Here is a 25,582-nt window from a genome sequence, read left to right on the forward strand (position 1 = left end):
ATAAAAAACCGGACATATCTATTAAAATAGAGATATCCGGCTTCTTATTACTTAAAAAAGAAAAGAGAAATTAGGCTGCGCCGCTAGCGGCTTCCAGAGGTTTAAATTTTTTCTGATAAATATTGGTCAGTGTTTCTGCGAGTAAGTGGAATTCTTTCTCGCAAGGACTACCTTTACGCCATACCAAAGAAATTGTTCTGGAAGGATATTGAGACGCTAATGGCCGTGCATCAATATGGGTGTTATCCAGCAAGCCAGCATCTATCGCCATTTTCGGAAGCAGGGTAATCCCAAGACCATTATCAACCATCTGCACCAGCGTGTGCAAAGAGGTACCCATCATGGTCGCTTCTGCCCGTAATTCGGGACGGTTGCAGGCCGCAAGGGCATGATCTTTCAGGCAATGGCCGTCTTCCAATAACAACAGCCGTTTTTCGTCGATCTGATCTGGTGTAATAACATCAGGCAGATGGGCTTGTTCCCCTTGAGGGAAGGCCACATAAAGCCGATCTTCGAACAGATCAACCGAGGCAATATCCCCACAATGATAGGGTAAAGCCAACAAAACGCAATCAACATGACCACGATGAAGAGAATCGCAAGCGGCGTTTGTTGTTTCTTCCCGAAGGAAGAGTTTCAACTCTGGCCATTCCGCTCTTAAATCGGGCAGGATACGCGGCAACAGGAAGGGGGCAATGGTCGGAATAACGCCCATCCGCAGTTCACCACAAAGTGGTTTTCCGGCAGCCCGCGCCATATCGCTTAATTCTTCAGCTTCGCGAAGCACACGTTGTGCTTTTTCCGAGATACGTAATCCCAGCGGAGTAAAACGGACTACGCGGCGTGTTCTTTCGACCAGCGTAACTCCAATCAGAGACTCAAGCTCACGCAGTCCTGCCGACAAGGTTGACTGGGTCACGAAACAGGCATCGGCTGCCCGTCCGAAATGTCCGTGATCCTTGAGGGAGACCAGATACTGCAGTTGTTTGAGCGTAGGGAGGTAAGTTGTCATGATTGTCCCTCTCGATCAATGCAAGCTTCATAATCAATTTGATCACAGAAGAGCAACTGTTATTTATAGTATCAGTTGTAAAACAAATATGACCTTACGATAGCTTGTGACTGTGTGTTTGATTGAATAGCTTTAAGATTGTAACAATATAGCTAATATCAATCATATTTTAAAATATGGGAGTATTCATAATGCTTACTGTTGGTGATAAATTTCCCGCTTTGAAATTACCTGTTCAGCAGGGTGTATCTGCCTTGCCGAATGGTGAAACTATTGACCTTGGCGAAACAAATGGCAAGTGGAAGGTCGTCTTTTTTTGGCCGATGGATTTCACTTTTGTCTGCCCGACCGAAATTGTGGGCTATAACGATATCAAAGAAGACCTGTCTTTGCGCGATGCCGTTCTGATCGGTGGTTCTTGTGATACCGCTTTCGTCCATTACGCTTGGCGGAAATCTGACGAACGTTTGGAGAATGCTGACTTCCCGTGGATTGCAGATAATTCCAAAAAGCTGGCCTCTGCTTTGGGTATTGTGAATGAAGAAGCAGGCGTTGCCTATCGCGCAACCTTCATTGTTGATCCGAACAATGTCATTCAGCATGTGACGGTCAACTCTTTGAATGTTGGCCGTAATCCGGCAGAAGCCTTGCGCGTTCTGGATGCTTTGCAGACCGATGACCTTTGCCCTTGCAACTGGCATAAAGGCGAAGAAGTGCTTGATCCTAAAGCCTAAGCCTGAATTCTATTCTCACTTTTACGAAAAGCAGCTCGATCATCTCGGGCTGCTTTTTTTGTGGGCTTTAGATGACAATGGATTTGCAAAGAAATAGGTGTTTCTCGCTTTTTAGAATAAAATTTTTCGTTTTTTATAGTCAAAGATAGATTTTTTTTCTAAAACCATTCCTGCTTCTTGCTGCCACTTTTATACCCAGCAAGCAGGCATATGGGGGAGTTGATATTTTTTCCATTTCTCCGATGGATCAAATTTTTATGAAAAGAGCTATTTTCGATTATAGGAAAGGCGCAATATAAAAGAAGCCTTGTCGAACATCTCTCTTTTCAAAGAGAAGCCGGTTTATGTTCAATTCTTTTGTTTCTTATCTTGAATCCATTAAAATGCGTGACCCTGCGCCACGCTCGCGTTGGGAAATCCTGCTTTATCCGGGTGTTTGGGCTTTGGTGCTGCATCGTTTGGCTCATTGGCTCTATCAAGGCGAATTGTATTTTCTGGCTCGGATTGTGAATCATTTTAGCCGTTTTCTAACCAGTATCGATATTCATCCGGGTGCCAAAATAGGCCGCAATTTCTTTGTTGATCATGGTTTCGTCGTGATCGGTGAAACTGCCTGCATTGGCGACAATGTGACACTTTACCAATGCTCGACCCTTGGCGGTACTGACCCTTCCAATGGTATCGGTGGAAAACGCCATCCGACTCTTTGTGATGGTGTTATCGTTGGGTCTGGCGCTCAAATATTGGGGCCTATCGAAATCGGTGAAAATGCGCGTGTCGGTGCCAATGCGGTGGTGACGCGTGATGTTGAAAAGAATGCCGTTATGGTAGGAATACCGGCACGCTCTATTCATGAAGATGCCGCCGCCTCGAAAGTCGAAAAACCGAAAACCGAATTTGTGCCTTATGGGACGCCCTGTGACGATTGTCAGGATCCTAATCTTCAGGATCTTCAAGCCCTTCATACAGAAATAGATGCTTTAAAAGAGAAAATTGCCAGTTTTATGATGTCTCAAAAAGCGGGCTTATCTGAAAATTCCGATAAAAATCTGCCGATGGTTAATCCTGATCAGATTCGTCTTGATAAAAAAGACGGTAAAGGCTCTTCCGCGGAATGAGCAGTATTACGCCCATTGCACCTATGCCGCGTTATGCGGTTCAGGTGGGTTTTACCCGACCTGAAATTTTGCGATTGATGGATCTCTATGGGCGTATGGTGGCGGCAGGGCATTGGCGTGATTATGCTCTCAGTTTTGAGACGACAAAGGCCAGTTTCTCTGCCTTTCGCCGCACCGCAGAACGACCGGAATATCGGGTCGAAAAACAACCTGCGCTTCGACTAAAACAAGGTATGTGGATTCTTTATGGTGAGGGCGGTCAAATTTTGAAACGGTCGCATGAATTGGTCAATATTCTTGCTCCAATTGAGCGGCGTTTAATCAAGTTGATTGCTGACTAGGCTCAGGACTCATTCTTTGAGATAGAAGATGAAACTTGCTGCGATATGGATTGCTGACATGAATGTGTGAGCGCACCGGTCGTATCGTGTTGCGACACGCCGCCAGTCTTTGAGCTTTGCGAACATATTTTCGATGAGGTGACGCTTTTTATACAGATGCCAGTCGTAAGGCGGCTTTGATTTCCGGTTCTTCTTCGGCGGAATACAGGCGGTGATATTCCGGTCTGCGAGAGACTGTCTGATTTTATTACTGTCGTATCCCCGGTCCCCGAGAATTTCTTGTGTTTCTTCCGGCAGATTTGCCAGCAGAACATCCGCGCCTTTGAAGTCACTGACCTGACCTGCGGTCAGATGCAGCCGGACAGGGCGGCCCTGACTATCGCATACAGCGTGAAGCTTTGAGTTCAGTCCGCCTTTCGTGCGTCCGATATGGCGGGGAAAAGCCCCTTTTTGAGCAGGGAGGCCGCTGTCCGGTGTGCTTTCAGATGTGTTGCATCGATCATCAGACGCTTTGAACGGCCTGCCTGCTCCGTCAGGGCGACGAAGATCCGGTCAAAGACACCCAGGCGGCTCCACCGGATAAACCGGTTGTATAAAGTCTTGTGCGGGCCATACGCTTTCGGGGCGTCTTTCCACTGAAGGCCGTTGCGGATCACGTAAACGATCCCGCTCAGGACACGACGGTCATCGACACGCGGCACACCATGCGCCAGTGGAAAAAACGGCTTAATCCGTTCCATCTGGTGCTCAGACAGCAAAAACACGTCACTCACAGCTTCACCTCCATCGGTAAACCTGTGAATCACAACAGCCCGCTCAACTCAAGAAATTAACAGGTCCTGAGCCTAGTAAGACCTAATCCTGATTTGTATTTGTTAAAATTTTATTAAAAATTCGAGCTTTTTCTTGTGTCTATTTCCTTTCTGCTGCATGAACAGAGATAGGAATAACTGCTAGGGAAAAGGCTGTAGTGTTAGAAAATACCGATTCCGGTTTTCATCTGTCTACCAAAGGGCGGTCTCATACACTCTATATTTTGCCTTTATTATTGGCCATTCCTGTAGGTTTGTTAGCGCAGGCTTCGGCTTTTCATCAGAAATATTCTATCTATGGCCACTGGCAACATATTCAGGAATCCCAAGCGGATTTTGTGAATACGCATGATGCTTCATCTATTACGGTAAAATGCGATAAAGCCGCACAGCGTCTGGTCTTGACCTTTAATGGTTATTCTGATTCCGCTTTGCATATTACTGCTCGCGGTTTTTCTGAAAATTATACCCTTATTCCAGATGAAAAAGGGAAGATGACGTTGGTCTTTAAACCCCATGATAGCTTCATCAAGAAACTATCTTCTGGCACGACTTCAGTGAGCTTTGAAGGCAACAAGCCAAAAAAATGGGTAATGCAGAATAACCGTCAGCTTTTCCGCATTACCCAATATTGCTGGAGTTAGGCCTTATTCAGCGGCAATGCTATCATTGCCTTGAATACCCAGCGACGTAAAATAGCGTTTAATGTTACGGGCAGCTTGACGAATACGATGTTCGTTTTCGACAAAGGCCAAGCGGACATAGCCTTCACCCTTTTCACCATAGCCGACACCCGGAGCAACAGCGACTTTTGCGTGGGTGAGCAACTGTTTAGAAAATTCTAAGCTGCCCAAATGCGCTAATTCTTTTGGAAGCGGTGCCCAAGCAAACATCGAAGCCTTGGGCGCTGGGATCGGCCAACCGACCCGCGTAAAACTTTCGACCATGACATCGCGCCGTCTTTTGTAGAGTTCGCGATTCTTTTCAATGATGTCTTGAGGGCCATTGATGGCCGCAACCGCGGCTGCCTGAATTGGCGTAAAAGCGCCATAATCAAGATAGCTTTTGACGCGGGTGAGGGCAGCGATCAGCTTTTTATTACCGACTGCAAAGCCAATACGCCATCCCGCCATAGAATAGGTTTTGGATAAAGAGGTGAATTCAACCGCAACATCTTTTGCACCCGGAATCTGAAGAATTGAAGGCGGAGGATTGCCATCAAAATAGATTTCAGAATAGGCAAGATCCGATAAAACCCAGATGTTATGCCGACGAGCGAAATCAACCACGCGTTCGTAGAAAGCAAGATCGGCGACTTCGGCCGTTGGATTCGACGGATAACCGATAACCATGGCGCTTGGTTTGGGAACCGTGAAATTGATAGCGCGCTCAAGGTCTTTAAAGAAATTTTCATCCGGCGTTGTCGGAATAGAGCGAATCGTTGCACCCGCAATAATAAAACCGAACATATGAATCGGATAGCTGGGGTTCGGTGCCAAAATGACATCACCCGGTGCAGTAATTGCCTGCGCCAGATTGGCTAGTCCTTCTTTCGATCCCAAAGTGACAACGACTTCACTTTCGGGGTCAACGTCAACACCGAAACGACGCTGATAATAAGCTGCCTGTGCTTTTCTTAAGCCCGGGATGCCGCGTGATGCAGAATAGCCATGGGCATCCGGTTTATTGGCAACTTCTGCCAATTTATCAATAACATGGGAGGGGGGTGGTTGATCCGGATTGCCCATACCAAGATCAATAATATCCTCTCCTGCCGCTCGTGCCGCGGCCCGCATCGCGTTGACTTCAGCGATCACATAAGGGGGCAAGCGACGGATACGGTAGAATGGCTCGGACATTTTAACTCCTTGGCCGAATAAGAATAATGGGTTCTTTGTTTTAAATACGCTTTTATTCGGGGAGCACGACTATAGGATTTTCTCGGAAAGATAGTAAGATGCTATTAGAGATTTTAAAAAAAAACTGCTTGAAAATTTTATATTATCAAAAGGCTTTTCCAAGATATTTTTTATCGTTTTTTATGAATAATCCGCGCTCGGTTATCTTGTTTATGATAAAGAGCAGTGTCATATCATTGACAAAATTTTTAAATCCAAAATTGGCGGTCATCTCTTTTTGATAACCAGAGTTCTGGCGCGCCATCCAATCTATTGGAAAATGATAATCCGGGGGTTTTATGAGCGGCGACAAGGATTTTGACAAGGATAGTGATGTTACAGTCATTACCCGCACCACGCCCCAGACAAAAAAACCGCAACCCTACAAGGTTTTAATGTTGAATGACGACTATACGCCCATGGAATTTGTGGTGCTTTGTCTTCAGCGTTTTTTCCGTATGGGTATTGAAGATGCTACCAAAGTCATGTTGCAGGTGCATCAGCGCGGGGTCGGTATCTGTGGCGTCTTTACCTATGAAGTAGCAGAAACAAAGGTCAATCAGGTTGTTGATTTTGCCCGTCAGCATCAACATCCGTTGCAATGCACTTTAGAAAAAGCCTAACCTTGTTTTCTGGCAGGCAAGAGCGACAGAAAAGATTGTAATTTTCTCTGTCATTCTAGGCTAAATGCTTGGCGCTGCGCGTGTTTGAAGATAGAAACGAGCTTATGGATCGTATCAAAATTCGCGGTGGCCATCGCTTGAAAGGCCGAATTCCTGTTTCCGGCGCTAAAAATGCCGTTTTGGCGTTAATGCCTGCCAGTCTTTTAACCAGTGACTCTTTAACGCTTATCAATCTTCCGCGCCTCGCGGATGTGGATAGCTGTTGCCATTTGTTGAATGAATTAGGCGTTTCAACAATGGTAGCTCGGAGTAAGGGAGATCATCCCGGGCGTGAAATTACGCTGACGGCGGATACTATCGCTTCGACGGTTGCCCCTTATGATATCGTTCGTAAAATGCGCGCTTCGATTCTCGTTTTGGGGCCTTTATTGGCAAGAGAAGGCGAAGCAACGGTTTCGCTCCCAGGCGGCTGTGCTATCGGTAACCGTCCGATTGATTTACATCTTCGGGCTTTGGAAGCTTTGGGTGCCGAAATTGAGCTGACGGCGGGATATGTTCGGGCAAGAGCGCCGGATGGCGGTCTTCGAGGCGGTATCATCAGCTTTCCTGTGGTTTCGGTTGGCGCCACTGAAAATGCGATTATGGCAGCGGTGTTGGCACGCGGTGAAACCGTGATTAATAATGCCGCACGCGAACCTGAAATTGTCGATCTTTGCCAATGTCTTATGGCCATGGGTGCTAAAATTGACGGTGTCGGCAATAGCCGCCTTGTCATTCATGGTTGTGACCGACTGCATGGGGCGACCCATGTGGTTATGCCTGACCGTATCGAGGCAGGTAGTTATGCCTGTGCCGCAGCTATCACCGGTGGCGATGTCTTGTTGCAGGGTGCCAGATCAGCGGATATGGCCGAAGTTTTGGTCGAACTGAAAGAAAGCGGCCTCAATATTTCGGTGGAAGAAGACGGTATCCGTGTTCAGGCCGATGCCCCGTTAAAAGGCCTAACTTTATCGACAGCGCCTTTCCCCGGTTTCCCAACCGATATGCAGGCACAATTTATGGCGATGCTGGCCTTAGCTCAGGGCACCAGTGTTCTGACTGAAACCATCTTTGAAAATCGCTATATGCATGTGCCAGAACTCGTCAGGATGGGTGCCGATATTCAGGTAAAAGGACGGGTCGCCGTTGTAAAAGGTGTCTCAGGATTGGTCGGTGCCGAAGTGATGGCGACCGATTTGCGGGCTTCGATGAGCTTGATTATCGCGGCTCTGGCCGCCGAAGGCGAAACGCAGGTTCACCGCGTTTATCACCTCGATCGTGGCTATGAACGTTTAGAAGAAAAACTATCTGCTGTCGGTGCTGATATCGAACGTGTCGGCGGATAAAGCCTTAAAAGGGCTGGAATATTTTCAGCCCTTACCTCTCTCCAAGGGGATAAACGGACAGGCTCCATTATCCCTATTTTATATATCGGGTAACTAATGACGGAATCTTTGGATTTAGACGATCATAAAAATGACTTGCCTAAAAAAGAGGCAATAATACCCGAACAAGACCCCTATGATCAGCTCGATCCAACGGCCAAGGCCGAGGCGATCCGTCGTTTTCATAAACAACGGTTGGTTTTGCTTCTTATGGCAGCGGTTGCATGGTTACTATCTGCTGTAAGCTGGCGTATCGCGCCTTTTGCACATACAATGGGGCTGCCTCGATTGATCTGGGCGCCTACGGCTTTGACCTTTTTTGTTTTCTGGTCGCGTATGCCACGCAGTTTACGAAATTTTGTTATTCGGTCGATAGTTTTTCCCAGATTGAAAACCCTTTTTCTGGTAAGGGATTTTCTGTTGCCTTGCCTATTTTTCGGGCTTTCTCTCTGGTCAGTAGGACACGCTTTTCATGGGATGCAAGGGGGGCATATGGGATGACCATCGAAATCTATAAGTCTTCTGTCCTTTCTGGGATTTCTCATGGCTTTTTGGGACGTCAAGGCGGTGTTTCTACAGGTATCTATAAAAGCCTGAATATTGGTTTGGGCACGCAGGACAGTCGGGATCATATTTCTGAAAATCGGAAACGGGCAGTTGAAGCGGTAGCCCCCCATGCAACGCTGGTTACCCTGCGGCAAGTTCATTCTGCCAAGGCTGTTTTTGTTGAAAAAGCGGTTCTCGATGATCAACGCGTTGAAGCCGATGCGATGGTCACTCATCAGCCTCATTTAGCTTTGGGTATTTTGACGGCTGATTGCGTACCCGTTTTATTTGCAGATACAGTTTCCGGCCTTATCGGTGCGGCACATGCGGGTTGGAAGGGGGCTGTCGCTGGTGTAACCGATGCCACGATCGATCTTATGGTCGAAAAAGGTGCGCTACGGCATAATATTGTCGCGGCAATAGGCCCCGCCATTCAACAGGCCTCCTATGAAGTTGATGATGGCTTCTATCAAAGATTTGTTGCGGATAATTTAGGTAATCAGGCCTTCTTTTTAAAAGGCCGTGATGAACATTGGCAGTTTGATTTACCGGCCTATGTTGAAAAACGCCTTAAAAAAGCGGGATTAGGCATGATTAGTCGTTCTTCGTTGGACACTTGTCAGAATAGCGAGCAGTTTTTTAGCTATCGTCGGGCATGCCTTGCCAGTGAAGCTGATTACGGTCGCCAGATTTCGATCATCGCTTTGTAAAAGAAAAATCTGATATTTTTACTGTGAATATTGTTGCCTATTCTGGTCAGAATTGACGCTTAGGGAGTCTTTCATGAAAACGCGTGCTGCTGTTGCTTTTGCCGAAAAACAACCTTTAGAAATTGTCGAACTTGACTTGGAAGGCCCCAAAGACGGCGAAGTTTTGGTTGAAATTATGGCGACCGGTATTTGTCATACAGATGCCTATACTTTGGGCGGATTCGATAGCGAAGGCATCTTTCCAGTTGTATTGGGGCATGAAGGTGCTGGTATTGTTCGCGAAGTCGGGAAGGGCGTGACTTCTGTCAAAGCGGGCGACCATGTCATTCCGCTTTACACGCCTGAATGTCGCCAATGTAAAAGCTGCCTTTCTGGTAAAACCAATCTTTGCACAGCTATTCGTGAAACACAGGGTAGAGGTGTAATGCCAGATGGCACAACGCGCTTTTCTTATAAAGGTCAGCTCATCTATCACTATATGGGTTGCTCGACTTTCTCCAATTTTACGGTTTTGCCAGAAATAGCCGTTGCCAAAATTCGTGAAGATGCGCCTTTTAAAGCGGCATGTTACTGTGGTTGTGGCGTTTCAACAGGGGTCGGGGCAGTTATCAACACGGCAAAAGTGGAAGCGGGTGCCAATGTTGTGGTCTTTGGTCTCGGTGGAATCGGGCTTAATGTTATCCAAGCCGCGAGAATGGTGGGCGCCGATAAAATTATCGGTGTTGATACCAATGACTCAAAGGCTGAATGGGGGCGGCGTTTCGGGATGACGGATTTTGTCAATCCGAACAAGATTGATGAAGATATTGTGCCTCATCTGCTGCGTTTAACGGAAGGGGGCGCTGATTATACCTTTGATTGCACCGGTAATACCGATGTCATGCGCCAAGCCTTGGAAGCCTGTCATCGCGGATGGGGTGTTTCAGTGGTGATCGGTGTTGCCGAGGCTGGAAAAGAAATTTCGACCCGTCCTTTCCAGTTAGTGACAGGGCGCGTTTGGAAAGGCTCTGCTTTCGGCGGCGTTAAAGGCAGAACCGGTGTTCCGAAAATCGTTGACTGGTATATGAAGGGTAAAATTGAAATTGATCCGATGATTACCCATATCCTGTCATTAGAAGAGATCAATAAAGCGTTTGACCTGATGCATGAGGGTAAATCCATTCGTTCGGTTGTTCTTTTCTGATTACCTGTCCTGTTAACCTGTGGATATAGAAGGTCGGTTCAATGAGTAGTATTCTGACGCATCTGACAATTGGTTCCAATGACCTGAAGAAGGCGCGCATCTTTTATGATGCTGTTTTGGAACCGTTGGGTATCAAACTTATTCGCGAGGTCGAAGGACAGCGTTTTGCTTATGGCAAAGACGGCGAAGAAGGACGCATCATCATCGTAAAGCCTATTAATGGCGAAGCCGCTACCGCCGGAAATGGTATCACTATCGGTTTGGCAGCGCCTTCTGATGAAGCTGTCGATGCTTTTTATAAAGCAGGCTTGGCTAATGGCGGTAAGGATGCCGGAGAGCCGGGGCCTCGTCCGGCTGCTAATAATTCTCGGGGTGCCTATTTATATGACCCTGAAGGCAATAAAATCTGCGCTTTCAATTTTAAATAAGATTTCTTTGGTGCAGGGTTATTCAAAATAGCCCTGCATTTTCAGTATTATAGCGGCCATTATGGCTTTTGCCTTGATAAAAAATTTATCAGGGCTGTTTTTCGTGATGAATATTTTTGATTTTTCAAGAAAAGCCTGATATCTTCCAACATCTTTCTTTGTATATAAATGGAGCGAGCTATGGCGCGCGTAACTGTCGAAGACTGTATCGATAAAGTTCATAATCGTTTCGATTTGATCTTATTAGCAGCTCAGCGTGCTCGCCAGATTTCCGGTGGTGCTGAACTGACACTCGATCGGGATCGCGATAAAAATCCAGTCGTTGCTTTACGTGAAATCGCAGATGAACTGATTACCCCTGTGCAATTACGTGAGGCCTTGTTGAATGATCTTCAGCAGGTTCATCTTGATGATGACGATGTGCCGGATGAGGTTGGTTCGCTTTCCGCTTCTGCCGAAGCCTTGCGCTTGACCGCAGAAACGCCTGCTAGAAATCAGACTTCTTCCCGTCGTGCCGCTGCTGCTGCGGCAGCCGCTGCGGCTGTCGATTACGACTGATCTTTTACTATTCTTTGAATAGTTCGGAATTAATAAAAGCCGCTTCTGAAAAGAAGCGGCTTTTATATATCTCCAATCCTGATTGGTATATCAGGGCTATCTAAAAGACTGCTTGGAAATAATGGTTGGGGAGGAGGATAAACCGCCCATTTTCCAAAATCCCTTTTCGGTTAAGAAAATTGATTTTTGGAAGATTTATCCACATTATTTATTTTCTGCAGCCAATGCCAAGGCGAAGGCACCCATCATACCGGCCTGATCACCTAACCCTGGTAATACGATAATTTTTTCGAAGTCAGCACCTTCAAAATAACTATTGGCAATTTCAGCCGTCTGACGACGAACAGAAGCCAGCATACCGTCAACATGCATAACGCCGCCGCCGAAAACGATACGTTCCGGTGAAATAAAGGCCTGAAGCGTGACGTTGAAGTGAGCCAAATAGAAAGCAATGATTTCTCTGGCTTTTTCAAATTCGGCCGGTTCCATTTCGTTCAGAGCCTTGCCCCAACGTTTACGGATAGCCGTGCCGCTGGCGAGACCTTCATAGCAACCGCCATGATAAGGGCAGCAACCTTCGAAATCACGATCATCAGGATGACGGATCGGAATACCATGACCCATTTCAGGGTGAGCCAGACCATGAATCGGTTTACCATCAATCAGTACGCCACCGCCGAAGCCGGTGCCAACCGTGACATAAACAGATGTATGGGTGCCTTTTGATGCGCCCCAGAAGTTTTCAGCCAAAGCTGCGCCATTCACATCGGTGTCGATTTCAACCGGGCAACCAAAAGCTTCTTTAAAGGGCGTTACAACGTCCGTATTCGGCCAGAAAGGTTTCGGGGTATTGGTGATATAGCCCCATTTCGGGCTTTTGCGATCGAGGCAAAGCGGACCAAATGACGCGATACCAAAAGACGCAAAAGAATCAGCGTATTGAGGAAGCGCTTTTTTGAAGAATTCAACACTTTTACCAAGCGTTTCTTCAGGGGTTGTGGTCGGAACACGTTCCACAGCCAGCATCTTCCGGTCAGAATCAATAAGGGCGAGCATAAATTTCGTTCCGCCGCCTTCAATGCATCCATAAATTTTTTTATCGTTTTTCATTATTCTCACCACTCACAAAATCCCCCCGTAATACGGAGGTATATGCTGTCCATTCGCTTTAAATTATGACGATGACCTCGATTTTTCTTCTGTGCCAAAAGGCCTTTTGAATAAATCGAAATCGACCGTCTGCGATTCGTCCAACTGGTAGGATTATAACTAAGTTTTCTTTCTTAATTAAGAAAGATATCAAAAATATTTTAGAAATATTTTCTTGGAAAATTTAAAGTAAAATGAAGTTATTTTTTAAAAAATAAAGAAAAAATATATTTTTGCTGATATTTAAAACGAAATAAATTCGGGATTGGATGTATTTTATTTTTTTTCAAAAATAATTTGGATATCTTGAATCTAAGATAAATTTCTTTTTGTCCAAAGAAGTCCTTCTTTAGGAATGGTAATATTTTGTTATTTTTTTTGTGTTTTTTCTGTCTTTAAATAATTCTCTTTTGTGTCATTCGTGTTTTTTTATGAAAAAAATAAAAGTTTTTTTGTCAACGTTGTCATGAAACATTTATTTTTATTGCATAAGCGATAGTTTTCTACGCTTTTCGATACTAAATTTAGCAATCTTTATTGCTATTTAATTGGAATTTATTATCGCAATGCTGCGATTTTGAATATTCGTTTTCTGAATTGTAATAAATACAATCCAGAAAACAGTATCCGAAATAAAAAGGCAGACCTTCTTTTCTATATTTTGGATTTTATTTGAAATGATGATTGCGGCTGCAAGCGCCAAGCCCTGCGAGAACAACTTTATAATCATCGGCCACGGCAATCATATCATGTGCGGATAAGGTGGATAAAACGGATTGCGGTATATTTCTCGGTAATCCGCAAGCCAGCCGATACCATAATAAACTATTCGGGGCAGGGGGCGTTGCGGCTTCGTCGGTCATTTCGCCTAAGGCAACTGCCCATTGCGGCTTTTCCTGTGGGCGGCGCAGGATATTCAAAGAAATAGGTTGTTTACTTATCGTTTGTAAGAAAATCTGGGTTTCACTTTCACCCGGAACAGACCCCGGCACATAAAAAGCGCTTGTGATAGAAGTTATTTGCGGGGCAGGGCTATTGGATAAGATTTCACGCGTAATCCCACTTACAACCGCTTCGCTTTTCGGATCCCAATCCAGATTGGAATCTGGGCGGGTCAGCATGATTTGATCGGGATGTCCTGATACGGGTTGGCCAAATATTAAAAAGCGCGTTTTTTCTGGAATACGCTTGGCGTGACCTTTTTCATCATTAGGCACATCAAGAAGATAAGAAATATTGCCGGCAAGCCCATCTGCACCGCGAATCAATGAGGAAACTTTGGCTTCAATATAGAAGCGGGTTTTTCCTTCTTGTAAATCAGGCGCTAATTTTGCTGATAATTTTTTAGCTCTCGTAACCTCAACTGAAGCAATAATCGGAGACATTAGGGTAATATCTACAAAGTCGGCATAAGTAAAATCGGAGACCGATATTGTTTTTACTTCCTGATTCGATTGTGCTTTTGCGGCGATAAGTGGTGACAAGCTTAACGCTGTTATAAGAAGTGTATTTCTTATCCATTTCATTATCTTATTCCTCAAGATTTATTTTATAACTTGATTTATAGTTATATTTTTATTCGTTTTTACCATTTGTAATAAAAATGAAAACTTTTTTTGTTAAAAAATGCCCTCTTGATTTTTAATAAAATACACTTTTGTAATGATATGATAAAGCAATTGCATGTCTCCCCTTGTCACGATAAGATCGGGACGTAGAGCCGTTCGCGGCCATGGTCGTCTAAGATTCCATTTATGATAGGGAACATGAATGGTTATCGACAATCACGGAACTTGCGTGTGTGCTCGTTATGGGGGATTCGATAAATTCGACTGTCTGGCGGGTGCCACAGCTTGAGGACTGGAGGGAGTAAATTTCCTGAATGGCTTACGCTGATCAACAACCAATGAGCCGACGTAAAATCGTCGCTATCGGCTTAGTGGTGGTGGTTCATATTATACTTATCTATGGCATGGTCTCTGGCCTGGCGGTCAAAGTCTACAAACATGCTACAACAGATTTAAAGGTGTTTGATGTCAAAACACCACCGCCTCCACCAAAGCCACCTGAACCGCCCAAAAAAGAACAGCCAAAAATTGTTCAAAAACCAACACCACAGCCTAAACAAACCACGCCGCCACAGATTGTGACGCCTCCTGTTAAAGTTGATGTTCCTCATGTCGAGGCACCGGCTGTTCAGACGGTTACCAGTCAACCAGTGGCACCAATGACCGCACTTGCTGGCCCCATTGGTAAAGGTCCCATTGGCCCCCCTTCCGAGGGTAAGCCCGATGGAAACGGTCAGAGTGGTGGTGTTGCAACTGCTGCTCGTCCACATGGCGATCAGACCCAGTGGGTTACTCAGGATGATTATCCGTCCCGAGCCATGCGTGATGGTAAATCCGGTACAACCGCGATTGCCTTTACGATTGGAACCGATGGGCGTGTTTCACAATGCCATGTTACTTCATCAAGCGGGACACCCGAACTTGATGAGGCGACCTGTAAATACTTCACAATGCGTGCGCGTTACTATCCGGCTAAATCCACTTCGGGCGACCCTGTCGTTAGCTCCGGTGTCCAGCGCATTATTTGGCGTATTCCGGATGATTGATCGGGATAACATAACTATTCAAATGTAGAATTTATTCAAAAGATTGATTTTGTTAAAAATTTTACATCGAAATAGTTCAATATATTAAGAAAATGTGATTTTCTTTGCTAAAGAATTTCACAATTTCTCATTTTAATCTTGATATCATCTCTATTTTGCTAAGAGGAAATACTAGTCATGGCTACCCCAGCAGCTCCTGCCGTCGAGGCCAGTGCTTACGGTCTTACCGGTGCCCTTCAACAGGGGGGCGCTCCGACTTGGACGGTTCTTATTATCCTGGTATTGATGTCTGCCGCTTCATGGTACGTGATTTTCACCAAATTGTGGGAGCAGCATCGCGTCCTTGTCCAAAGCCGTGAAGTCGGTGCTGCATTCTGGAATGCGCCTTCTTTGAAAGACGCTGCCAAGAAGCTCGAAGAAAATACCGCTTATCGCCAGATCGTTGAAGATGGTCTGGATGCTGATACGCAGTATGTCAAAATCCCGAATGCTATTGATCAGCATGAATGGTTGAATGACTCACTGGAACGCAGCGTTGGTTCTATCAATGCGCGTTTGGGTTCTGGTCTGGCTATTCTTGCTACCGTTGGTGCAACTTCTCCGTTCGTCGGTCTGTTCGGTACGGTTAATGGTATTTACGGTGCTTTGGTTCAGATCGGTGCTTCTGGTCAGGCTTCTATCGGTAAAGTCGCCGGTCCGGTCGGTGAAGCTTTGATCATGACCTCCATCGGTCTTGCCGTCGCTGTGCCTGCCGTTTTGGGTTACAACTGGTTAAGCCGTCGGAATAAAACCATTGCTGAACGGATTGGTTCTTTTGCCATTGATGTTCACGCTTATCTGGTTTCAGGCGGCGCTGTTCGTCCTGAATTCAAGGCTTCACCTGCTGCAGCCGCAAAGAAACCGGCTCCGGTTAAGCATTAAGCCCCTGCCGTTTTCTGGCCGGAGAGGCTTTTCCCCTCTCCGGTCACATGCCTTTTAAAATAACGTCTTTTAAAAGACCGTTATTCAAGGATGACCAGACAATTGATGCTATAGGAACTATCACCAATGGGAATGAGCTTAGGAGGGGATGATGATGCCCCAATGTCAAACATCAACACAACGCCCCTTGTGGATGTTATGCTGGTGTTGCTCATCATTTTTCTGATTACGGTCCCGGTGGTGGTTGAATCCGTACCGGTTAAATTACCTGATACACGTTTTGCCCCTGCTCGAACCAAGCCGGAAGATGTGTCTCTTTCAGTCAGATCAGGTGCCAATGGAACCTGTGAAGTCTTTTGGAATTTGACGCGTGTCAATTCGCAAAGCCTTAGTGATCGGGCTGTTAAAAAACTGAAATCCGAGATTGATCGCCAAGGGGGGCCGCAGACACCGGGCCTGCTTTTACCCGAAGTCCATATTCGCGGGGATGTGAATACCCCTTATCGTTGCATCGGGGGTGTTATCTACACCATGCAGGAAGCAGGTTTTGCTAAAGTCGGCTTTATTTCCGAACCGCCTCCTGGCCCGGCAGCAGCAGATGAGCAAGGCGAACAATAACTTGTTTGCTCCCTATCATCTTATTGATGATTTAATTTAAGGAGTTTTGGCTATGGCGATATCGGCCGGCGGTGACAATGACGAACCGATGATGGACATCAACACGACACCACTTATTGACGTTATGTTGGTGTTGCTGATCATGTTCATTATTACCATCCCGATTGAAACTCATGCCGTAAAGTTGAATCTGCCACAGAATAACTCGCAAAATCAGGATCCTATTGATCCGGTTAAAAACAAAATCATGATTGATGCTGCGGGCACTATTCTTTGGAATGGCAAACCCACGGAACTGCCAGAACTTCGCCGTTATCTGGATGAAACACAGGCGATGAATCCTGTCCCTGAACTCCAGATTCAGCCGGATCCGCAGGTTCGCTATGACGTCGTGGATAAAGTCTTAGCCGAATGTAAAAAAGCCCAGGTCGAAAAAATGGGTTTTGTTGGGAATGAGGCCTATCGCAGCTTTTGACGGATTCTTCGATTCTGTCGATATGGCCAAATTTTTCCAAAGTGACGTTAAGATTATCGGGTAAGTGATGCCGGAAATCTGGATAGAGTTTTCTATCGTAAGATTTTCGGCATTGTTTTTACTGTTTTTTTCAACACCATATGCTATAATTTTTCCGAATTGGCCAAAAGATGGCACAGAATTGCTTGTGGAATCGTTTGTATTTTGATAAGCGCCCCATCTGAATATATGTGCCAGATGGCTGGTATATTAACGAATTTATGCGACAGGTGTTTCGAAGGGGAGCCCTTTGGGATATTTTTCTGTCTAGCAGGAGATATGAATTCTTATGCAGATCATCGTTCGCGACAATAATGTCGATCAAGCTCTTCGCGCCCTCAAGAAAAAATTACAGCGTGAAGGTGTCTATCGCGAGATGAAACTGCGTCGTCACTATGAAAAGCCTTCTGAAAAGCGCGCACGTGAACGCGCTGCTGCTGTCCGTCGTTCCCGCAAGCTGGAACGTAAACGGGCAGAACGTGATGGTATCCGTTAAGTTTTAACTGGATACACCTTCTTGATCTAAGAAGTGTGCCTGTTTCATATGATAAATCGCCTCCCTTTTAGGGATGGCGATTTGTTTTCATTTTATCAGGGTATCGCAAAATACCCTGCAAAATGAATGACGATGCGTTTTTCATCCTCATCGCTATAAGGCATGTCCCGATTGCTTCTTATTCCTCTTTTTTCGGATAAGACGCTGTTTAGGATTTGTTTAATAGCTGAATATTGAAAACCACCCTATCGTAACGGTAATCCTGTTTAAAGGAATGACATGAGCTCGGATAAGGCTTCTTCCTTAGCGTCTATCGGACGTGCAATGCGTTTACCTTTGCTAGGAGCGGTTCTTCTGGCGGCTGCGGGAACAACTTTGGCTCTGGCGGGGACATCTTCCCCTGCAAGATTGGCGCAGTCTCCTGAAAAGTTTTTGGCCGATAATGAACATCATAAGGGCGTGCAAAAAACGCCTTCCGGCTTGCAATATAAAATCATCAAAAAAGGCAAAGGTGTTCAGCCGAAAATCAATGACATGGTTTCTGTCGAATATCAGGGTAGCTTGACTGACGGAACTGTTTTTGATTCGACCGCTCGCAATGGTGGCGCTCCGGTTATGATGCCAGTTGCAAGAGTTATTCCCGGTTTTTCCGAGGCTTTGCAATTGATGCAGCAAGGCGGTGAATATCGTTTCTGGATTCCTCCCCAGCTTGGCTATGGATCTGAAGGGGCAGGGGGTGTTATTCCTCCTAATGCTGTTCTTATTTTTGATGTGAAGCTGGTCTCTGTCGTGCCAGCGCCGCCAGCCGATGCGACGAGCCTACCCTCGATACAATAAACGCCCCTTAACACGCTGCAAAGCCGGACTACTTAAAATCCGGCCATGTCTTTAAAGGCGTGCCTTGAAAGCGGTGAGGCTATTCATCGTCTTTGTTTCTGCTGTTCAGCATGAATTGTTTGACGTGATTGCGTTGCTGATGCTCTTCGCGTTCTGTAACGATTTTCGAATATTCTTCTAAAGAAACTTTTGCGATAGCGACCAAGGGATCGGCTAATGCCAGCCCCATAATGCCGAACAGTGCGCCTAGTAAAATCTGAGCGCCTAATTCCAGAGCAGGCGGCAAGTTAACAGAGCGCCGCGCTACAATCGGGACAATCAAATAGCCATCAATGGTCTGGACAATAGCATAGACACCCATTGCCCAAAGCCCCGTCTGAACATTTTGGCTAAAACCTACCAGACAAATCAACAAGCCAGAGATCAGCGCGCCGATATTCGGTAAGAAAGCTAATAATCCAGTCAACAGGCCTAAAAGCGTCGCCATAGGCACGCCAGTTGCCAAAAGAAGCAACCAAGTCCCGACCCCTTCAATGGCCATACCCAGAAGGCGGCCAGCCATCAGCCGCCGTAGGTTATTATTGGCAATGTTAAAAATCCGGTAAAAATCTGGGCGTTTCGCAATCGGTATCATCCATGCAAAACCCCTTTCGTAAAGATGGGGTTCAATGGCAACAAAGATACCAATAACCATAATCATTGCCCCGCCAGAGACCGCTCCAAGAGCATTTCCGACAAAAGCGCTAACTTCGCCGAAAGACCCAAAGAGTCGTTGGGCGATATCGCTGCTGGATACATGGGGCGACATCAGGCCATTACTGACCAACCAGTCGCGGATATTGATAAACTGGGTCGTTAAAGTAGCCTGCAAGGCATCTAGCTGGCCCCCTAATTGGTAAACAGCGAGATACAAGGTAAAAGCGAGGAAAATAGCCACACAGATACAGACAATAGCTAATCGGTATCCTCGGCCTATTTTTAGAACACGCCCCAATAAACGGGTGCCGTCATCCAAGAGAGAAGCGAAAACCAAACCGGCAATAATTAAAAGTATCGGTTGGATAAGGAGGCAAAGCAACGCCGTGCCTCCTGCCATTGAAATCCAAACGGCTGCCTTTTTAAATTCCCGTGCTGTAAAATCATGAAAGAGATCACTGGGACCGGGCTTTTCCGGTGGCCGCTTCTTTGTTTCCGGCATTTAAAAACCTTATGGTTTGGCTTCGGTAGGGTGCAGATTGAGACCACTTCTGCCGCTACGGAAAGATTTGAACCAGCTAAGCGGATTCCAGATTTTAGCAGAGCCGTCCAAGGAGAAAGTGATAAATTCAGCCCGACCGCCTAAACTCTCAATAGGAACGGGGCCGCCCAATCCATGTTCTTCCAAGGGGAAACGACTATCTGCTGATTGGTCACGGTTATCACCCATCAGGAAAACATAACCCTCCGGTATTGTCACCGGTCCATAGTCATCAGCCTGTGGAATGTAACCTAAATCCAAAGTTTCATAACGAACGCCATTCGGAAGGGTTTCCTCGATGCGAGGCATTTTACAATAACGTCGTCCATCTTGACCGGTAACCTGTTCCATGGCGAGATAGCCATTATTTTCACAAGGCATATTCTGATCAATTGGAATCATGGCCGGAGACATCATTCTCCGCTTAACAGGCTTACCGTTAATAATCAGAATCCCGTTTTCGACTGAAAGAGTGTCGCCCGGTAAACCAATAACCCGTTTGATATAATCGCTTTTCTGGCCGCGTGGCACAACGATAACAACATCACCCCGTTTCGGCATATGCCCGAACAGGCGGCCATGAAAAAACGGCAGAAAATGGAAAATCGGCGAAGCGTAAGACCAGCCATAAGGATATTTGGAAACGACCAGACGATCCCCGTTTAACAAGGTCGGCATCATCGATTCTGACGGGATATAGAAAGGTTTGACGATAAAGCTCTGAACGATACCGACTAAAAGTAGAATGTAAAAAATACCTTTAATCTCATGCCATAAACTGAATTTTTTAGGCATGTCTTCTTGTGACTGAGTCATGTCGTCACTGTCTAAACTTTTATCTTGATTCATTCAGGCTTTTACCTTTTTGAGCCAGTTTATTCTGACTTTGACTATATCGTTTCACTTATTCAGGACAGGCTTCTATTACAACGAAAGCCAAAGCCCAAGGGTGATCATCACTTAAACTAAGGTGAATAGAAAGGGTATGCCTTGGCGGTTTCTTTTCCTCAAGTAAAAGCGCAGCCTTTCCCGATATATTCACTTTGGGTGCGCCTAAAGAGTCATTCGATATGCTGATATCCTGAAAAGAAATCGAATGGCGAAAGCCGGTTCCGAGTGCTTTGACAAAAGCCTCTTTTGCGGCAAAGCGTTTGGCAAAAAAGGCTGCTTTTGTCATTGAAAAAGCAGAAGATGCTTCGATTTCTTCACAAGAAAACAGGCGTTTTATAAAACGCCCGCTTTCTTTTTTACCAAGAATGGTCGTGATACGATCAATATTACAAAGATCAGTGCCGATCCCGATGATCATAAAGCGATATGCTTGACCAGAAAATCGACCTTGTCTTCAGCACGGGCGGCATCCATTAAATAGCGCATCCGTTTGATACTGGCTTCAAGTCCGATGAAAATCGCCTCACCGATCAGGAAATGGCCGATATTCAATTCGGCAATTTCTTCCAAAGCGGCAATCGGTATCACATTTTCATAAGTAAGACCGTGACCGGCATGAACCTCGATATTGAGGCTTTTTGCCAGCTTGGCCGCTTGCTCTATACGGATCAGCTCGGCTGCCAGTTCTTCATTAACGCTATTGGCATAATGGCCGGTATGCAATTCGATAACCGGCACATTCAAGGCCTTGGCGGCTCTGATCTGGGTTTCATCCGGTTCGATGAACAAACTGACCCGAATACCGGCGGCCAATAATTTCGCAACAATCGGCTTTAAGCTGTCAATCTGGCCTGCGGCATCAAGGCCGCCTTCGGTTGTCTGTTCTTCCCGTTTTTCAGGAACCAGACAGACCGCATGGGGGCGATGCTGAAGCGCGATTTCCAGCATTTCTTCGGTGGCTGCCATTTCCAGATTAAGGGGCAGCGTAATGCCTTTTTCAAGATTAACCAGATCGTCATCGCTAATATGACGGCGATCTTCTCGAAGATGGGTCGTAATCCCATCGGCACCCGCATGTGCGGCCAGCTGGGCAGCTCTTACAGGATCAGGATGGGTTCCACCGCGTGCATTGCGAATAGTGGCAACATGGTCAATATTGACCCCAAGCCTTATTCTTTTGGTCATTTCGTCCTCTTGAGCCTTGTTTTAAGCGGGCTTGGCCCGGCTACCGGGTTTTACCGCAGGAATCGCGGCCAGTTCCGGGGGAAGCTCATCGACAGCATAGGTCGGGACATCCAGTTTCAGCAAGGGGAAGAAAGGCACGTCAAAAGCTGCTTTGCCATTTGAACGGTCAACCAAGGAAGCCGCAGCAATAACTTTACCGCCGGCTTTCTCAATCGCATGGATTGTTTCACGAGAAGACAGGCCAGTTGTAACCACATCTTCGACCATCAGAATTTTCTGACCTTCGCTAATCGAAAAACCGCGACGCAGTTCAAAAACGCCGGTCGGACGTTCCATGAACATGGCATCCACATTCAAAGCGCGTGCAACTTCCTGACCAATGATGATGCCGCCCATGGCAGGCGAGATAACGGCTGATATTTCCTGTTTCAGATCATCTGGAATCCGCGAAACCAAAGCAGAGGCCAGACGACCAGCCCGTGCCGGATTCATCAAAACGCGGGCGCATTGCAAATAACGCGGCGATCTTAAACCGGATGAAAGGATAAAATGGCCTTCCAACAAGGCACCTGCATCACGGAATTCAGCTAATATCTCTGCATCTGTCATGTTCGATCTTTCGTTAGAGGTCATCGGACGAAGCCGGAAGGGTTATCGTTCCTGTTTCTTTTCTACTAGCCTGTTCCTGTAACGGATGTCTATTTCTTCGCAAGATCAAGCTGTTATTTTGTCTTTGGCGGGTGATGAACAATTTACCCTTGAATTAGACGGGGCAGGGGTTGGCAATTCTTTTTCTTTCCCCACATAAATATCAAAGAAACGGGCAATAAAAAGGACGCTGATTGTGTCAACCTTAGGACTAAGCAGCGCTGATCAAAAAGCGATTGAAAATTTTCGGCAGCAAGCGGTAGAACCCTCTGAAACAAAGTTGGTCTTGCTGTATTTTTCGGCCACATGGTCTAACGCTTGCAAAAGCTTCGGAGCGATGCTGGCTAATATTGCTAAAAGCTATGCTTCAAAAGGCGTTGTCGTTACGTCATTTGATATTGACCAGAATAAAATCATTGCCGATCAATTACGGGTTCAATCGGTTCCAACCCTTTATGCGTTATTTCAAGGGCAGTTAGTCGCTGACCTTACGCCTGCGAATGGTGAGGCACAGCTTAAACAAGCCTTGGATCAATTACTGACACAATTACCGATCGCTGCCGAGGCCGCAGGCGAAGAAGACATCGAGCAAATCCTCGAAGCTGGTAACAAGGCCTTGGATGATAGTGATGCCGAACAAGCCGTTACTCTTTTGGGGCAGGCCTATGACCTCAAACCGGAAGAGGCAGCGGTTGTGGGGGCTTATGCGCGGGCGTTGATTTTGGCAGGCGATATAAAAAAGGCCGAGGCATTACTCTCTGCTTTACCAGAAGATATGAAAGATAAGCCGGAAATCCATCGGGCAGAAGCGGCACTATCTTTGGCAAAACAGGCGGATTCTGTTAATCTGGATCAGCTTGAAAACCTCCGCGCCAAGGTTGAAAATTATCCTGATGATGATGAAGCCCGTTTCGCATTGGCTTGTGATCTGATAGCGGTCGGTAATCGGGATGGTGCGGCTGATCAATTATTGGCTATTCTGGCACATAATCGTGACTGGAATGAGGGGGCAGCCCGCACTAAACTTCTTCAACTTTTTGAGGTTGTTGGCATTGAAGACCCTTGGGTTTCAGCCCAGCGGCGTCGCTTGTCAGCTATATTATTTCGCTAATGACTATAAACAGTTTTACAATACCTATTTTCCCGTTGCCGGGGATTGTTCTGTTCCCGCGTTCGATTTTGCATCTGCATGTTTTTGCATTGCCTTATCGAACGCTGGTTTCGAATGCGTTGGTTCGTGATCGCAGGATAGGGATTATCCAGCCAAAATTGGGGGTAGGAGAAAGCCTGAAGCGCGAAACGCCGCTTTATTCTGTCGGCAGCATTGGTCAGATCGTCGAGGCAGAAGCCTTGGATGACGGTTGTTTTAATCTGGTGCTGGAAGGTATCAGTCGTTTTAACCTGATCCGCGAAGTCGAGTCAGATACGCCTTTCCGTCAGGTCGAAGCGACCTTTGAGGGTTTTGATGACAAGAAGCTGCCGCAAGCCTTGGAATTAGCGCAGCGCTGCCAAATAGAAGAGCGGGCGCATTGGTTTGCTCAAACGCAAGGCTTGAATATTGATTGGCAATCGGCTGACCAACTGGATGACGAATCTTTGATGAATAACATCATCCAGCTTTCGCCTTTTGATACGGGTATCAAGCAAGCCCTATTAGAAAGCACTGACCTGACAGAGCGAGCAGATCTATTGATGAGTGCGCTTAATTTCTTTGGTCACCAACAAGGTGAAGATAGAAAAATGACACTTCATTAAAAAGAAACCGGCCTCAATATATCAAGGCCGGTTTTTGTTTTTAAAGGCTGTTACCCGTTAACAGTCGTGGTAATTTCCCACTATCGCCTCGCGCCTCAGCCAAGAAAAAGTTTTTGATAAAGCCCATATTGTTAATGGCCTTGAAACCAACTCGTCGGACGAAAGAGGCGACTTTCCCTGGAACAGCAAAAATACGAACAAGAGCATCGGTGCCAGCTGCGATCGCGAAATTATCAAGGCTGCGCCAACGGGCATAGCGTTCCAATAAGATGGCATCGCCTAGATCCATACCAAGCCGCCGCCCTTCAACTAATATTTCCGTTAAAGCCGCAACATCTCGTAATCCCAGATTTAAGCCTTGTCCGGCGATGGGATGGATGCCATGGGCAGCATCCGCAATCAAAGCTAGCCTTAGATCAGTCATTTTTGAGGTGAACTGGAAGGAAAGGGGGTAGGCCGTCGGATGGGATGCGAAATCCAGCTTTCCTAATATGCCGCCCGTCAATCGGGTTACTTCGGCAAAAAACGGACGTTCTGGTAAATTTTTGACAGCTTCCGCTTCTTGCCTCGGCACTGTCCAAACCAAAGCAGAACGATGGCGGCCTCCTTGATCTTGCATCGGCAAAAGAGCCACGGGGCCTTTGGTATAAAAGATTTCATGAGCGATATGATGATGCGGCTTTTCGTGGAATAACGTGCAGATCACCGCTGCATGATTATAATTCCACCCCGTTAAATTGATACCTGCCGCTTGTCTGGTCGGTGAAGCCCGCCCTTCTGCTCCGACAAGCAGGGAGGCCGTTATTTTTCGGCCATCAGCCAAGGTAGCCGAAACACCATCATGGCGGCGCTCTGTTTCCACCGCATGAGCCGGTTGTAGCAAAGTGACATGCTCAGCCGCCAAAGTCGCTTCATAAAGTGCCTGCCGCAGATAGCGATTTTCTAGCATATAGCCGGAAGGATTGTCTTTCGAGGATTCAAAGCAAAGATCAGGCGCTTTCAATTGATCGCTGGTTCTGACCGTGTGAATAGGGCAGCCTTTTCCTTCAAGGCTTTCTTTCAGGCCGATGGCTTCCAATAATTTCCAGCAAGAGCTGGCGATGGCGGTTGTCCGTCCATCATAGCCCTTTTCCAACATTCTGATCGGGTCGGATGTATCGACCACAATGGAACTAATATTATAGCGATCAAGGGCTACCGCCAAGGTCATACCGGCAAAACCGCCACCCAATATTAAAACATCTGCTTTTAAATGCATGGCGATTTCTCCTGCTGCCTCTTCCTGATCTATTCAAACCGATTTTATATAAAACAGTCCGATTTCTGAATA

Annotated in this window: 30 protein-coding genes; 19 read left to right on the forward strand and 11 right to left on the reverse strand. The window is 46.3% G+C overall.

Annotation, left to right across the window (positions count from 1 at the left end; genetic code table 11):
* Positions 1–70: 70 nt before the first annotated feature.
* Positions 71–1,012 carry a LysR substrate-binding domain-containing protein gene (locus ZMOB_RS07315; protein ID WP_014501049.1) on the reverse strand — a complete coding sequence of 314 codons (942 nt, stop codon included), beginning with the start codon at positions 1,010–1,012 and terminating at the stop codon, positions 71–73.
* Positions 1,013–1,203: 191 nt separating this feature from the next.
* Here ZMOB_RS07315 and ZMOB_RS07320 point away from each other — a divergent pair, with 191 nt between their 5' ends.
* The 3 genes from ZMOB_RS07320 (at position 1,204) to ZMOB_RS07330 (ending at position 3,205) form a co-directional block, all read left to right on the forward strand.
* The gene (locus ZMOB_RS07320) at positions 1,204–1,746 is read left to right on the forward strand and encodes a peroxiredoxin (protein ID WP_011241477.1); all 543 of its coding nucleotides are present in this window, start codon (positions 1,204–1,206) and stop codon (positions 1,744–1,746) included.
* A 344-nt stretch (positions 1,747–2,090) separates the two neighbouring features.
* Positions 2,091–2,864 (forward strand): serine O-acetyltransferase EpsC, encoded by a 774-nt coding sequence (gene epsC, locus ZMOB_RS07325; protein ID WP_014501050.1) that lies wholly within the window; start codon positions 2,091–2,093, stop codon positions 2,862–2,864.
* On the forward strand, positions 2,861–3,205 hold the full coding sequence (locus ZMOB_RS07330; protein WP_011241475.1) for a DUF2794 domain-containing protein: 345 nt from the start codon (positions 2,861–2,863) through the stop codon (positions 3,203–3,205). Before epsC ends, ZMOB_RS07330 begins: the two co-directional genes overlap by 4 nt.
* Before the next feature lie 9 nt (positions 3,206–3,214).
* On the opposite strand, the gene ZMOB_RS09925 is transcribed toward ZMOB_RS07330, so the two are convergent.
* A protein-coding gene (locus ZMOB_RS09925) for an IS5 family transposase (protein ID WP_099045773.1) occupies positions 3,215–3,978 on the reverse strand; the annotation gives its coding sequence in 2 pieces (ribosomal slippage) (positions 3,215–3,645 and positions 3,645–3,978; 765 coding nt in all).
* A gap of 197 nt (positions 3,979–4,175) precedes the next feature.
* Here ZMOB_RS09925 and ZMOB_RS07340 point away from each other — a divergent pair.
* Entirely contained in the window at positions 4,176–4,661 is a 486-nt protein-coding gene (locus ZMOB_RS07340; RefSeq protein WP_014501051.1) for a beta/alpha barrel domain-containing protein, read from the forward strand.
* Positions 4,662–4,664: 3 nt separating this feature from the next.
* Here the strand turns inward: ZMOB_RS07340 and ZMOB_RS07345 are convergent, their stop codons facing one another.
* Complete coding sequence (locus ZMOB_RS07345) at positions 4,665–5,876, reverse strand: LL-diaminopimelate aminotransferase (RefSeq protein WP_011241473.1); 1,212 nt, start codon at positions 5,874–5,876, stop codon at positions 4,665–4,667.
* A 338-nt stretch (positions 5,877–6,214) separates the two neighbouring features.
* Between ZMOB_RS07345 and clpS the strand changes: the two genes are divergently transcribed.
* The 7 genes from clpS (at position 6,215) to rpoZ (ending at position 11,387) form a co-directional block, all read left to right on the forward strand.
* Positions 6,215–6,538: an ATP-dependent Clp protease adapter ClpS gene (gene clpS, locus ZMOB_RS07350; RefSeq protein WP_011241472.1), complete on the forward strand. Its 324-nt coding sequence runs from the start codon at positions 6,215–6,217 to the stop codon at positions 6,536–6,538.
* 104 nt (positions 6,539–6,642) lie between these two features.
* A complete protein-coding gene (murA, locus tag ZMOB_RS07355) occupies positions 6,643–7,923 on the forward strand; it encodes a UDP-N-acetylglucosamine 1-carboxyvinyltransferase (RefSeq protein WP_011241471.1) in 1,281 nt (426 codons plus the stop codon).
* Positions 7,924–8,019: 96 nt separating this feature from the next.
* Entirely contained in the window at positions 8,020–8,463 is a 444-nt protein-coding gene (locus ZMOB_RS07360; RefSeq protein WP_014501052.1) for a hypothetical protein, read from the forward strand.
* The gene (gene pgeF, locus ZMOB_RS07365; RefSeq protein WP_014501053.1) at positions 8,460–9,218 is read left to right on the forward strand and encodes a peptidoglycan editing factor PgeF; all 759 of its coding nucleotides are present in this window, start codon (positions 8,460–8,462) and stop codon (positions 9,216–9,218) included. The genes ZMOB_RS07360 and pgeF overlap by 4 nt, the downstream gene beginning before the upstream one ends.
* A gap of 73 nt (positions 9,219–9,291) precedes the next feature.
* Positions 9,292–10,401 carry an S-(hydroxymethyl)glutathione dehydrogenase/class III alcohol dehydrogenase gene (locus ZMOB_RS07370; protein ID WP_014501054.1) on the forward strand — a complete coding sequence of 370 codons (1,110 nt, stop codon included), beginning with the start codon at positions 9,292–9,294 and terminating at the stop codon, positions 10,399–10,401.
* A gap of 41 nt (positions 10,402–10,442) precedes the next feature.
* The gene (locus tag ZMOB_RS07375) at positions 10,443–10,829 is read left to right on the forward strand and encodes a VOC family protein (RefSeq protein WP_011241467.1); all 387 of its coding nucleotides are present in this window, start codon (positions 10,443–10,445) and stop codon (positions 10,827–10,829) included.
* Between the two features lie 180 nt (positions 10,830–11,009).
* Complete coding sequence (gene rpoZ, locus ZMOB_RS07380; protein WP_011241466.1) at positions 11,010–11,387, forward strand: DNA-directed RNA polymerase subunit omega; 378 nt, start codon at positions 11,010–11,012, stop codon at positions 11,385–11,387.
* Positions 11,388–11,591: 204 nt separating this feature from the next.
* On the opposite strand, the gene frk is transcribed toward rpoZ, so the two are convergent.
* Positions 11,592–12,497: a fructokinase gene (gene frk / locus ZMOB_RS07385; protein ID WP_011241465.1), complete on the reverse strand. Its 906-nt coding sequence runs from the start codon at positions 12,495–12,497 to the stop codon at positions 11,592–11,594.
* 707 nt (positions 12,498–13,204) lie between these two features.
* On the reverse strand, positions 13,205–14,062 hold the full coding sequence (locus ZMOB_RS07390; protein ID WP_014501055.1) for a hypothetical protein: 858 nt from the start codon (positions 14,060–14,062) through the stop codon (positions 13,205–13,207).
* A 356-nt stretch (positions 14,063–14,418) separates the two neighbouring features.
* Between ZMOB_RS07390 and ZMOB_RS07395 the strand changes: the two genes are divergently transcribed.
* From ZMOB_RS07395 to ZMOB_RS07420, 6 genes are all read left to right on the forward strand, one after another.
* The gene (locus tag ZMOB_RS07395) at positions 14,419–15,150 is read left to right on the forward strand and encodes an energy transducer TonB (RefSeq protein ID WP_014501056.1); all 732 of its coding nucleotides are present in this window, start codon (positions 14,419–14,421) and stop codon (positions 15,148–15,150) included.
* A 177-nt stretch (positions 15,151–15,327) separates the two neighbouring features.
* Positions 15,328–16,071: a MotA/TolQ/ExbB proton channel family protein gene (locus ZMOB_RS07400; protein ID WP_011241462.1), complete on the forward strand. Its 744-nt coding sequence runs from the start codon at positions 15,328–15,330 to the stop codon at positions 16,069–16,071.
* A gap of 126 nt (positions 16,072–16,197) precedes the next feature.
* Positions 16,198–16,689 carry an ExbD/TolR family protein gene (locus ZMOB_RS07405; protein ID WP_011241461.1) on the forward strand — a complete coding sequence of 164 codons (492 nt, stop codon included), beginning with the start codon at positions 16,198–16,200 and terminating at the stop codon, positions 16,687–16,689.
* 52 nt (positions 16,690–16,741) lie between these two features.
* On the forward strand, positions 16,742–17,164 hold the full coding sequence (locus tag ZMOB_RS07410) for an ExbD/TolR family protein (protein ID WP_011241718.1): 423 nt from the start codon (positions 16,742–16,744) through the stop codon (positions 17,162–17,164).
* A gap of 328 nt (positions 17,165–17,492) precedes the next feature.
* Positions 17,493–17,699 carry a 30S ribosomal protein S21 gene (gene rpsU / locus ZMOB_RS07415; protein WP_011241460.1) on the forward strand — a complete coding sequence of 69 codons (207 nt, stop codon included), beginning with the start codon at positions 17,493–17,495 and terminating at the stop codon, positions 17,697–17,699.
* Between the two features lie 279 nt (positions 17,700–17,978).
* Positions 17,979–18,536: an FKBP-type peptidyl-prolyl cis-trans isomerase gene (locus ZMOB_RS07420; protein ID WP_014501057.1), complete on the forward strand. Its 558-nt coding sequence runs from the start codon at positions 17,979–17,981 to the stop codon at positions 18,534–18,536.
* A 79-nt stretch (positions 18,537–18,615) separates the two neighbouring features.
* Here ZMOB_RS07420 and ZMOB_RS07425 read toward each other — a convergent pair whose 3' ends face one another.
* From ZMOB_RS07425 to pyrE, 5 genes are read right to left on the reverse strand one after another with little or no spacing between them, the layout of a single operon-like run.
* Positions 18,616–19,734: an AI-2E family transporter gene (locus tag ZMOB_RS07425; protein WP_011241458.1), complete on the reverse strand. Its 1,119-nt coding sequence runs from the start codon at positions 19,732–19,734 to the stop codon at positions 18,616–18,618.
* Positions 19,735–19,743: 9 nt separating this feature from the next.
* A complete protein-coding gene (gene lepB, locus ZMOB_RS07430; protein WP_011241457.1) occupies positions 19,744–20,622 on the reverse strand; it encodes a signal peptidase I in 879 nt (292 codons plus the stop codon).
* 55 nt (positions 20,623–20,677) lie between these two features.
* Complete coding sequence (gene acpS, locus ZMOB_RS07435; RefSeq protein ID WP_011241456.1) at positions 20,678–21,082, reverse strand: holo-ACP synthase; 405 nt, start codon at positions 21,080–21,082, stop codon at positions 20,678–20,680.
* A complete protein-coding gene (locus ZMOB_RS07440) occupies positions 21,079–21,849 on the reverse strand; it encodes a pyridoxine 5'-phosphate synthase (RefSeq protein ID WP_014501058.1) in 771 nt (256 codons plus the stop codon). The genes acpS and ZMOB_RS07440 overlap by 4 nt, the downstream gene beginning before the upstream one ends.
* A gap of 21 nt (positions 21,850–21,870) precedes the next feature.
* Positions 21,871–22,458 carry an orotate phosphoribosyltransferase gene (pyrE, locus tag ZMOB_RS07445; protein ID WP_011241454.1) on the reverse strand — a complete coding sequence of 196 codons (588 nt, stop codon included), beginning with the start codon at positions 22,456–22,458 and terminating at the stop codon, positions 21,871–21,873.
* 235 nt (positions 22,459–22,693) lie between these two features.
* On the opposite strand from pyrE, the gene ZMOB_RS07450 reads away from it, so the two are divergent.
* Positions 22,694–23,608 carry a tetratricopeptide repeat protein gene (locus ZMOB_RS07450; protein ID WP_014501059.1) on the forward strand — a complete coding sequence of 305 codons (915 nt, stop codon included), beginning with the start codon at positions 22,694–22,696 and terminating at the stop codon, positions 23,606–23,608.
* The gene (locus tag ZMOB_RS07455; RefSeq protein ID WP_011241452.1) at positions 23,608–24,252 is read left to right on the forward strand and encodes an LON peptidase substrate-binding domain-containing protein; all 645 of its coding nucleotides are present in this window, start codon (positions 23,608–23,610) and stop codon (positions 24,250–24,252) included. The genes ZMOB_RS07450 and ZMOB_RS07455 overlap by 1 nt, the downstream gene beginning before the upstream one ends.
* Before the next feature lie 40 nt (positions 24,253–24,292).
* Here ZMOB_RS07455 and ZMOB_RS07460 read toward each other — a convergent pair whose 3' ends face one another.
* Positions 24,293–25,510: an FAD-dependent monooxygenase gene (locus tag ZMOB_RS07460; RefSeq protein ID WP_014501060.1), complete on the reverse strand. Its 1,218-nt coding sequence runs from the start codon at positions 25,508–25,510 to the stop codon at positions 24,293–24,295.
* Positions 25,511–25,582 lie beyond the last annotated feature (72 nt).

Source organism: Zymomonas mobilis subsp. mobilis ATCC 10988, assembly GCF_000175255.2.
Lineage (GTDB): Bacteria > Pseudomonadota > Alphaproteobacteria > Sphingomonadales > Sphingomonadaceae > Zymomonas > Zymomonas mobilis.

Excerpts from the sequence above, each read along its gene's own strand:
- ZMOB_RS07315 (WP_014501049.1), bottom strand. The coding sequence starts at position 1,012 with ATGACAACTTACCTCCCTACGCTCAAACAACTGCAGTATCTGGTCTCC.
- ZMOB_RS07320 (WP_011241477.1), top strand. The coding sequence starts at position 1,204 with ATGCTTACTGTTGGTGATAAATTTCCCGCTTTGAAATTACCTGTTCAG.
- epsC (WP_014501050.1), top strand. The coding sequence starts at position 2,091 with ATGTTCAATTCTTTTGTTTCTTATCTTGAATCCATTAAAATGCGTGAC.
- ZMOB_RS07330 (WP_011241475.1), top strand. The coding sequence starts at position 2,861 with ATGAGCAGTATTACGCCCATTGCACCTATGCCGCGTTATGCGGTTCAG.
- ZMOB_RS07345 (WP_011241473.1), bottom strand. The coding sequence starts at position 5,876 with ATGTCCGAGCCATTCTACCGTATCCGTCGCTTGCCCCCTTATGTGATC.
- clpS (WP_011241472.1), top strand. The coding sequence starts at position 6,215 with ATGAGCGGCGACAAGGATTTTGACAAGGATAGTGATGTTACAGTCATT.
- murA (WP_011241471.1), top strand. The coding sequence starts at position 6,643 with ATGGATCGTATCAAAATTCGCGGTGGCCATCGCTTGAAAGGCCGAATT.
- ZMOB_RS07360 (WP_014501052.1), top strand. The coding sequence starts at position 8,020 with ATGACGGAATCTTTGGATTTAGACGATCATAAAAATGACTTGCCTAAA.
- pgeF (WP_014501053.1), top strand. The coding sequence starts at position 8,460 with ATGACCATCGAAATCTATAAGTCTTCTGTCCTTTCTGGGATTTCTCAT.
- ZMOB_RS07370 (WP_014501054.1), top strand. The coding sequence starts at position 9,292 with ATGAAAACGCGTGCTGCTGTTGCTTTTGCCGAAAAACAACCTTTAGAA.
- ZMOB_RS07375 (WP_011241467.1), top strand. The coding sequence starts at position 10,443 with ATGAGTAGTATTCTGACGCATCTGACAATTGGTTCCAATGACCTGAAG.
- rpoZ (WP_011241466.1), top strand. The coding sequence starts at position 11,010 with ATGGCGCGCGTAACTGTCGAAGACTGTATCGATAAAGTTCATAATCGT.
- frk (WP_011241465.1), bottom strand. The coding sequence starts at position 12,497 with ATGAAAAACGATAAAAAAATTTATGGATGCATTGAAGGCGGCGGAACG.
- ZMOB_RS07390 (WP_014501055.1), bottom strand. The coding sequence starts at position 14,062 with ATGAAATGGATAAGAAATACACTTCTTATAACAGCGTTAAGCTTGTCA.
- ZMOB_RS07395 (WP_014501056.1), top strand. The coding sequence starts at position 14,419 with ATGGCTTACGCTGATCAACAACCAATGAGCCGACGTAAAATCGTCGCT.
- ZMOB_RS07400 (WP_011241462.1), top strand. The coding sequence starts at position 15,328 with ATGGCTACCCCAGCAGCTCCTGCCGTCGAGGCCAGTGCTTACGGTCTT.
- ZMOB_RS07405 (WP_011241461.1), top strand. The coding sequence starts at position 16,198 with ATGGGAATGAGCTTAGGAGGGGATGATGATGCCCCAATGTCAAACATC.
- ZMOB_RS07410 (WP_011241718.1), top strand. The coding sequence starts at position 16,742 with ATGGCGATATCGGCCGGCGGTGACAATGACGAACCGATGATGGACATC.
- rpsU (WP_011241460.1), top strand. The coding sequence starts at position 17,493 with ATGCAGATCATCGTTCGCGACAATAATGTCGATCAAGCTCTTCGCGCC.
- ZMOB_RS07420 (WP_014501057.1), top strand. The coding sequence starts at position 17,979 with ATGAGCTCGGATAAGGCTTCTTCCTTAGCGTCTATCGGACGTGCAATG.
- ZMOB_RS07425 (WP_011241458.1), bottom strand. The coding sequence starts at position 19,734 with ATGCCGGAAACAAAGAAGCGGCCACCGGAAAAGCCCGGTCCCAGTGAT.
- lepB (WP_011241457.1), bottom strand. The coding sequence starts at position 20,622 with ATGAATCAAGATAAAAGTTTAGACAGTGACGACATGACTCAGTCACAA.
- acpS (WP_011241456.1), bottom strand. The coding sequence starts at position 21,082 with ATGATCATCGGGATCGGCACTGATCTTTGTAATATTGATCGTATCACG.
- ZMOB_RS07440 (WP_014501058.1), bottom strand. The coding sequence starts at position 21,849 with ATGACCAAAAGAATAAGGCTTGGGGTCAATATTGACCATGTTGCCACT.
- pyrE (WP_011241454.1), bottom strand. The coding sequence starts at position 22,458 with ATGACAGATGCAGAGATATTAGCTGAATTCCGTGATGCAGGTGCCTTG.
- ZMOB_RS07455 (WP_011241452.1), top strand. The coding sequence starts at position 23,608 with ATGACTATAAACAGTTTTACAATACCTATTTTCCCGTTGCCGGGGATT.
- ZMOB_RS07460 (WP_014501060.1), bottom strand. The coding sequence starts at position 25,510 with ATGCATTTAAAAGCAGATGTTTTAATATTGGGTGGCGGTTTTGCCGGT.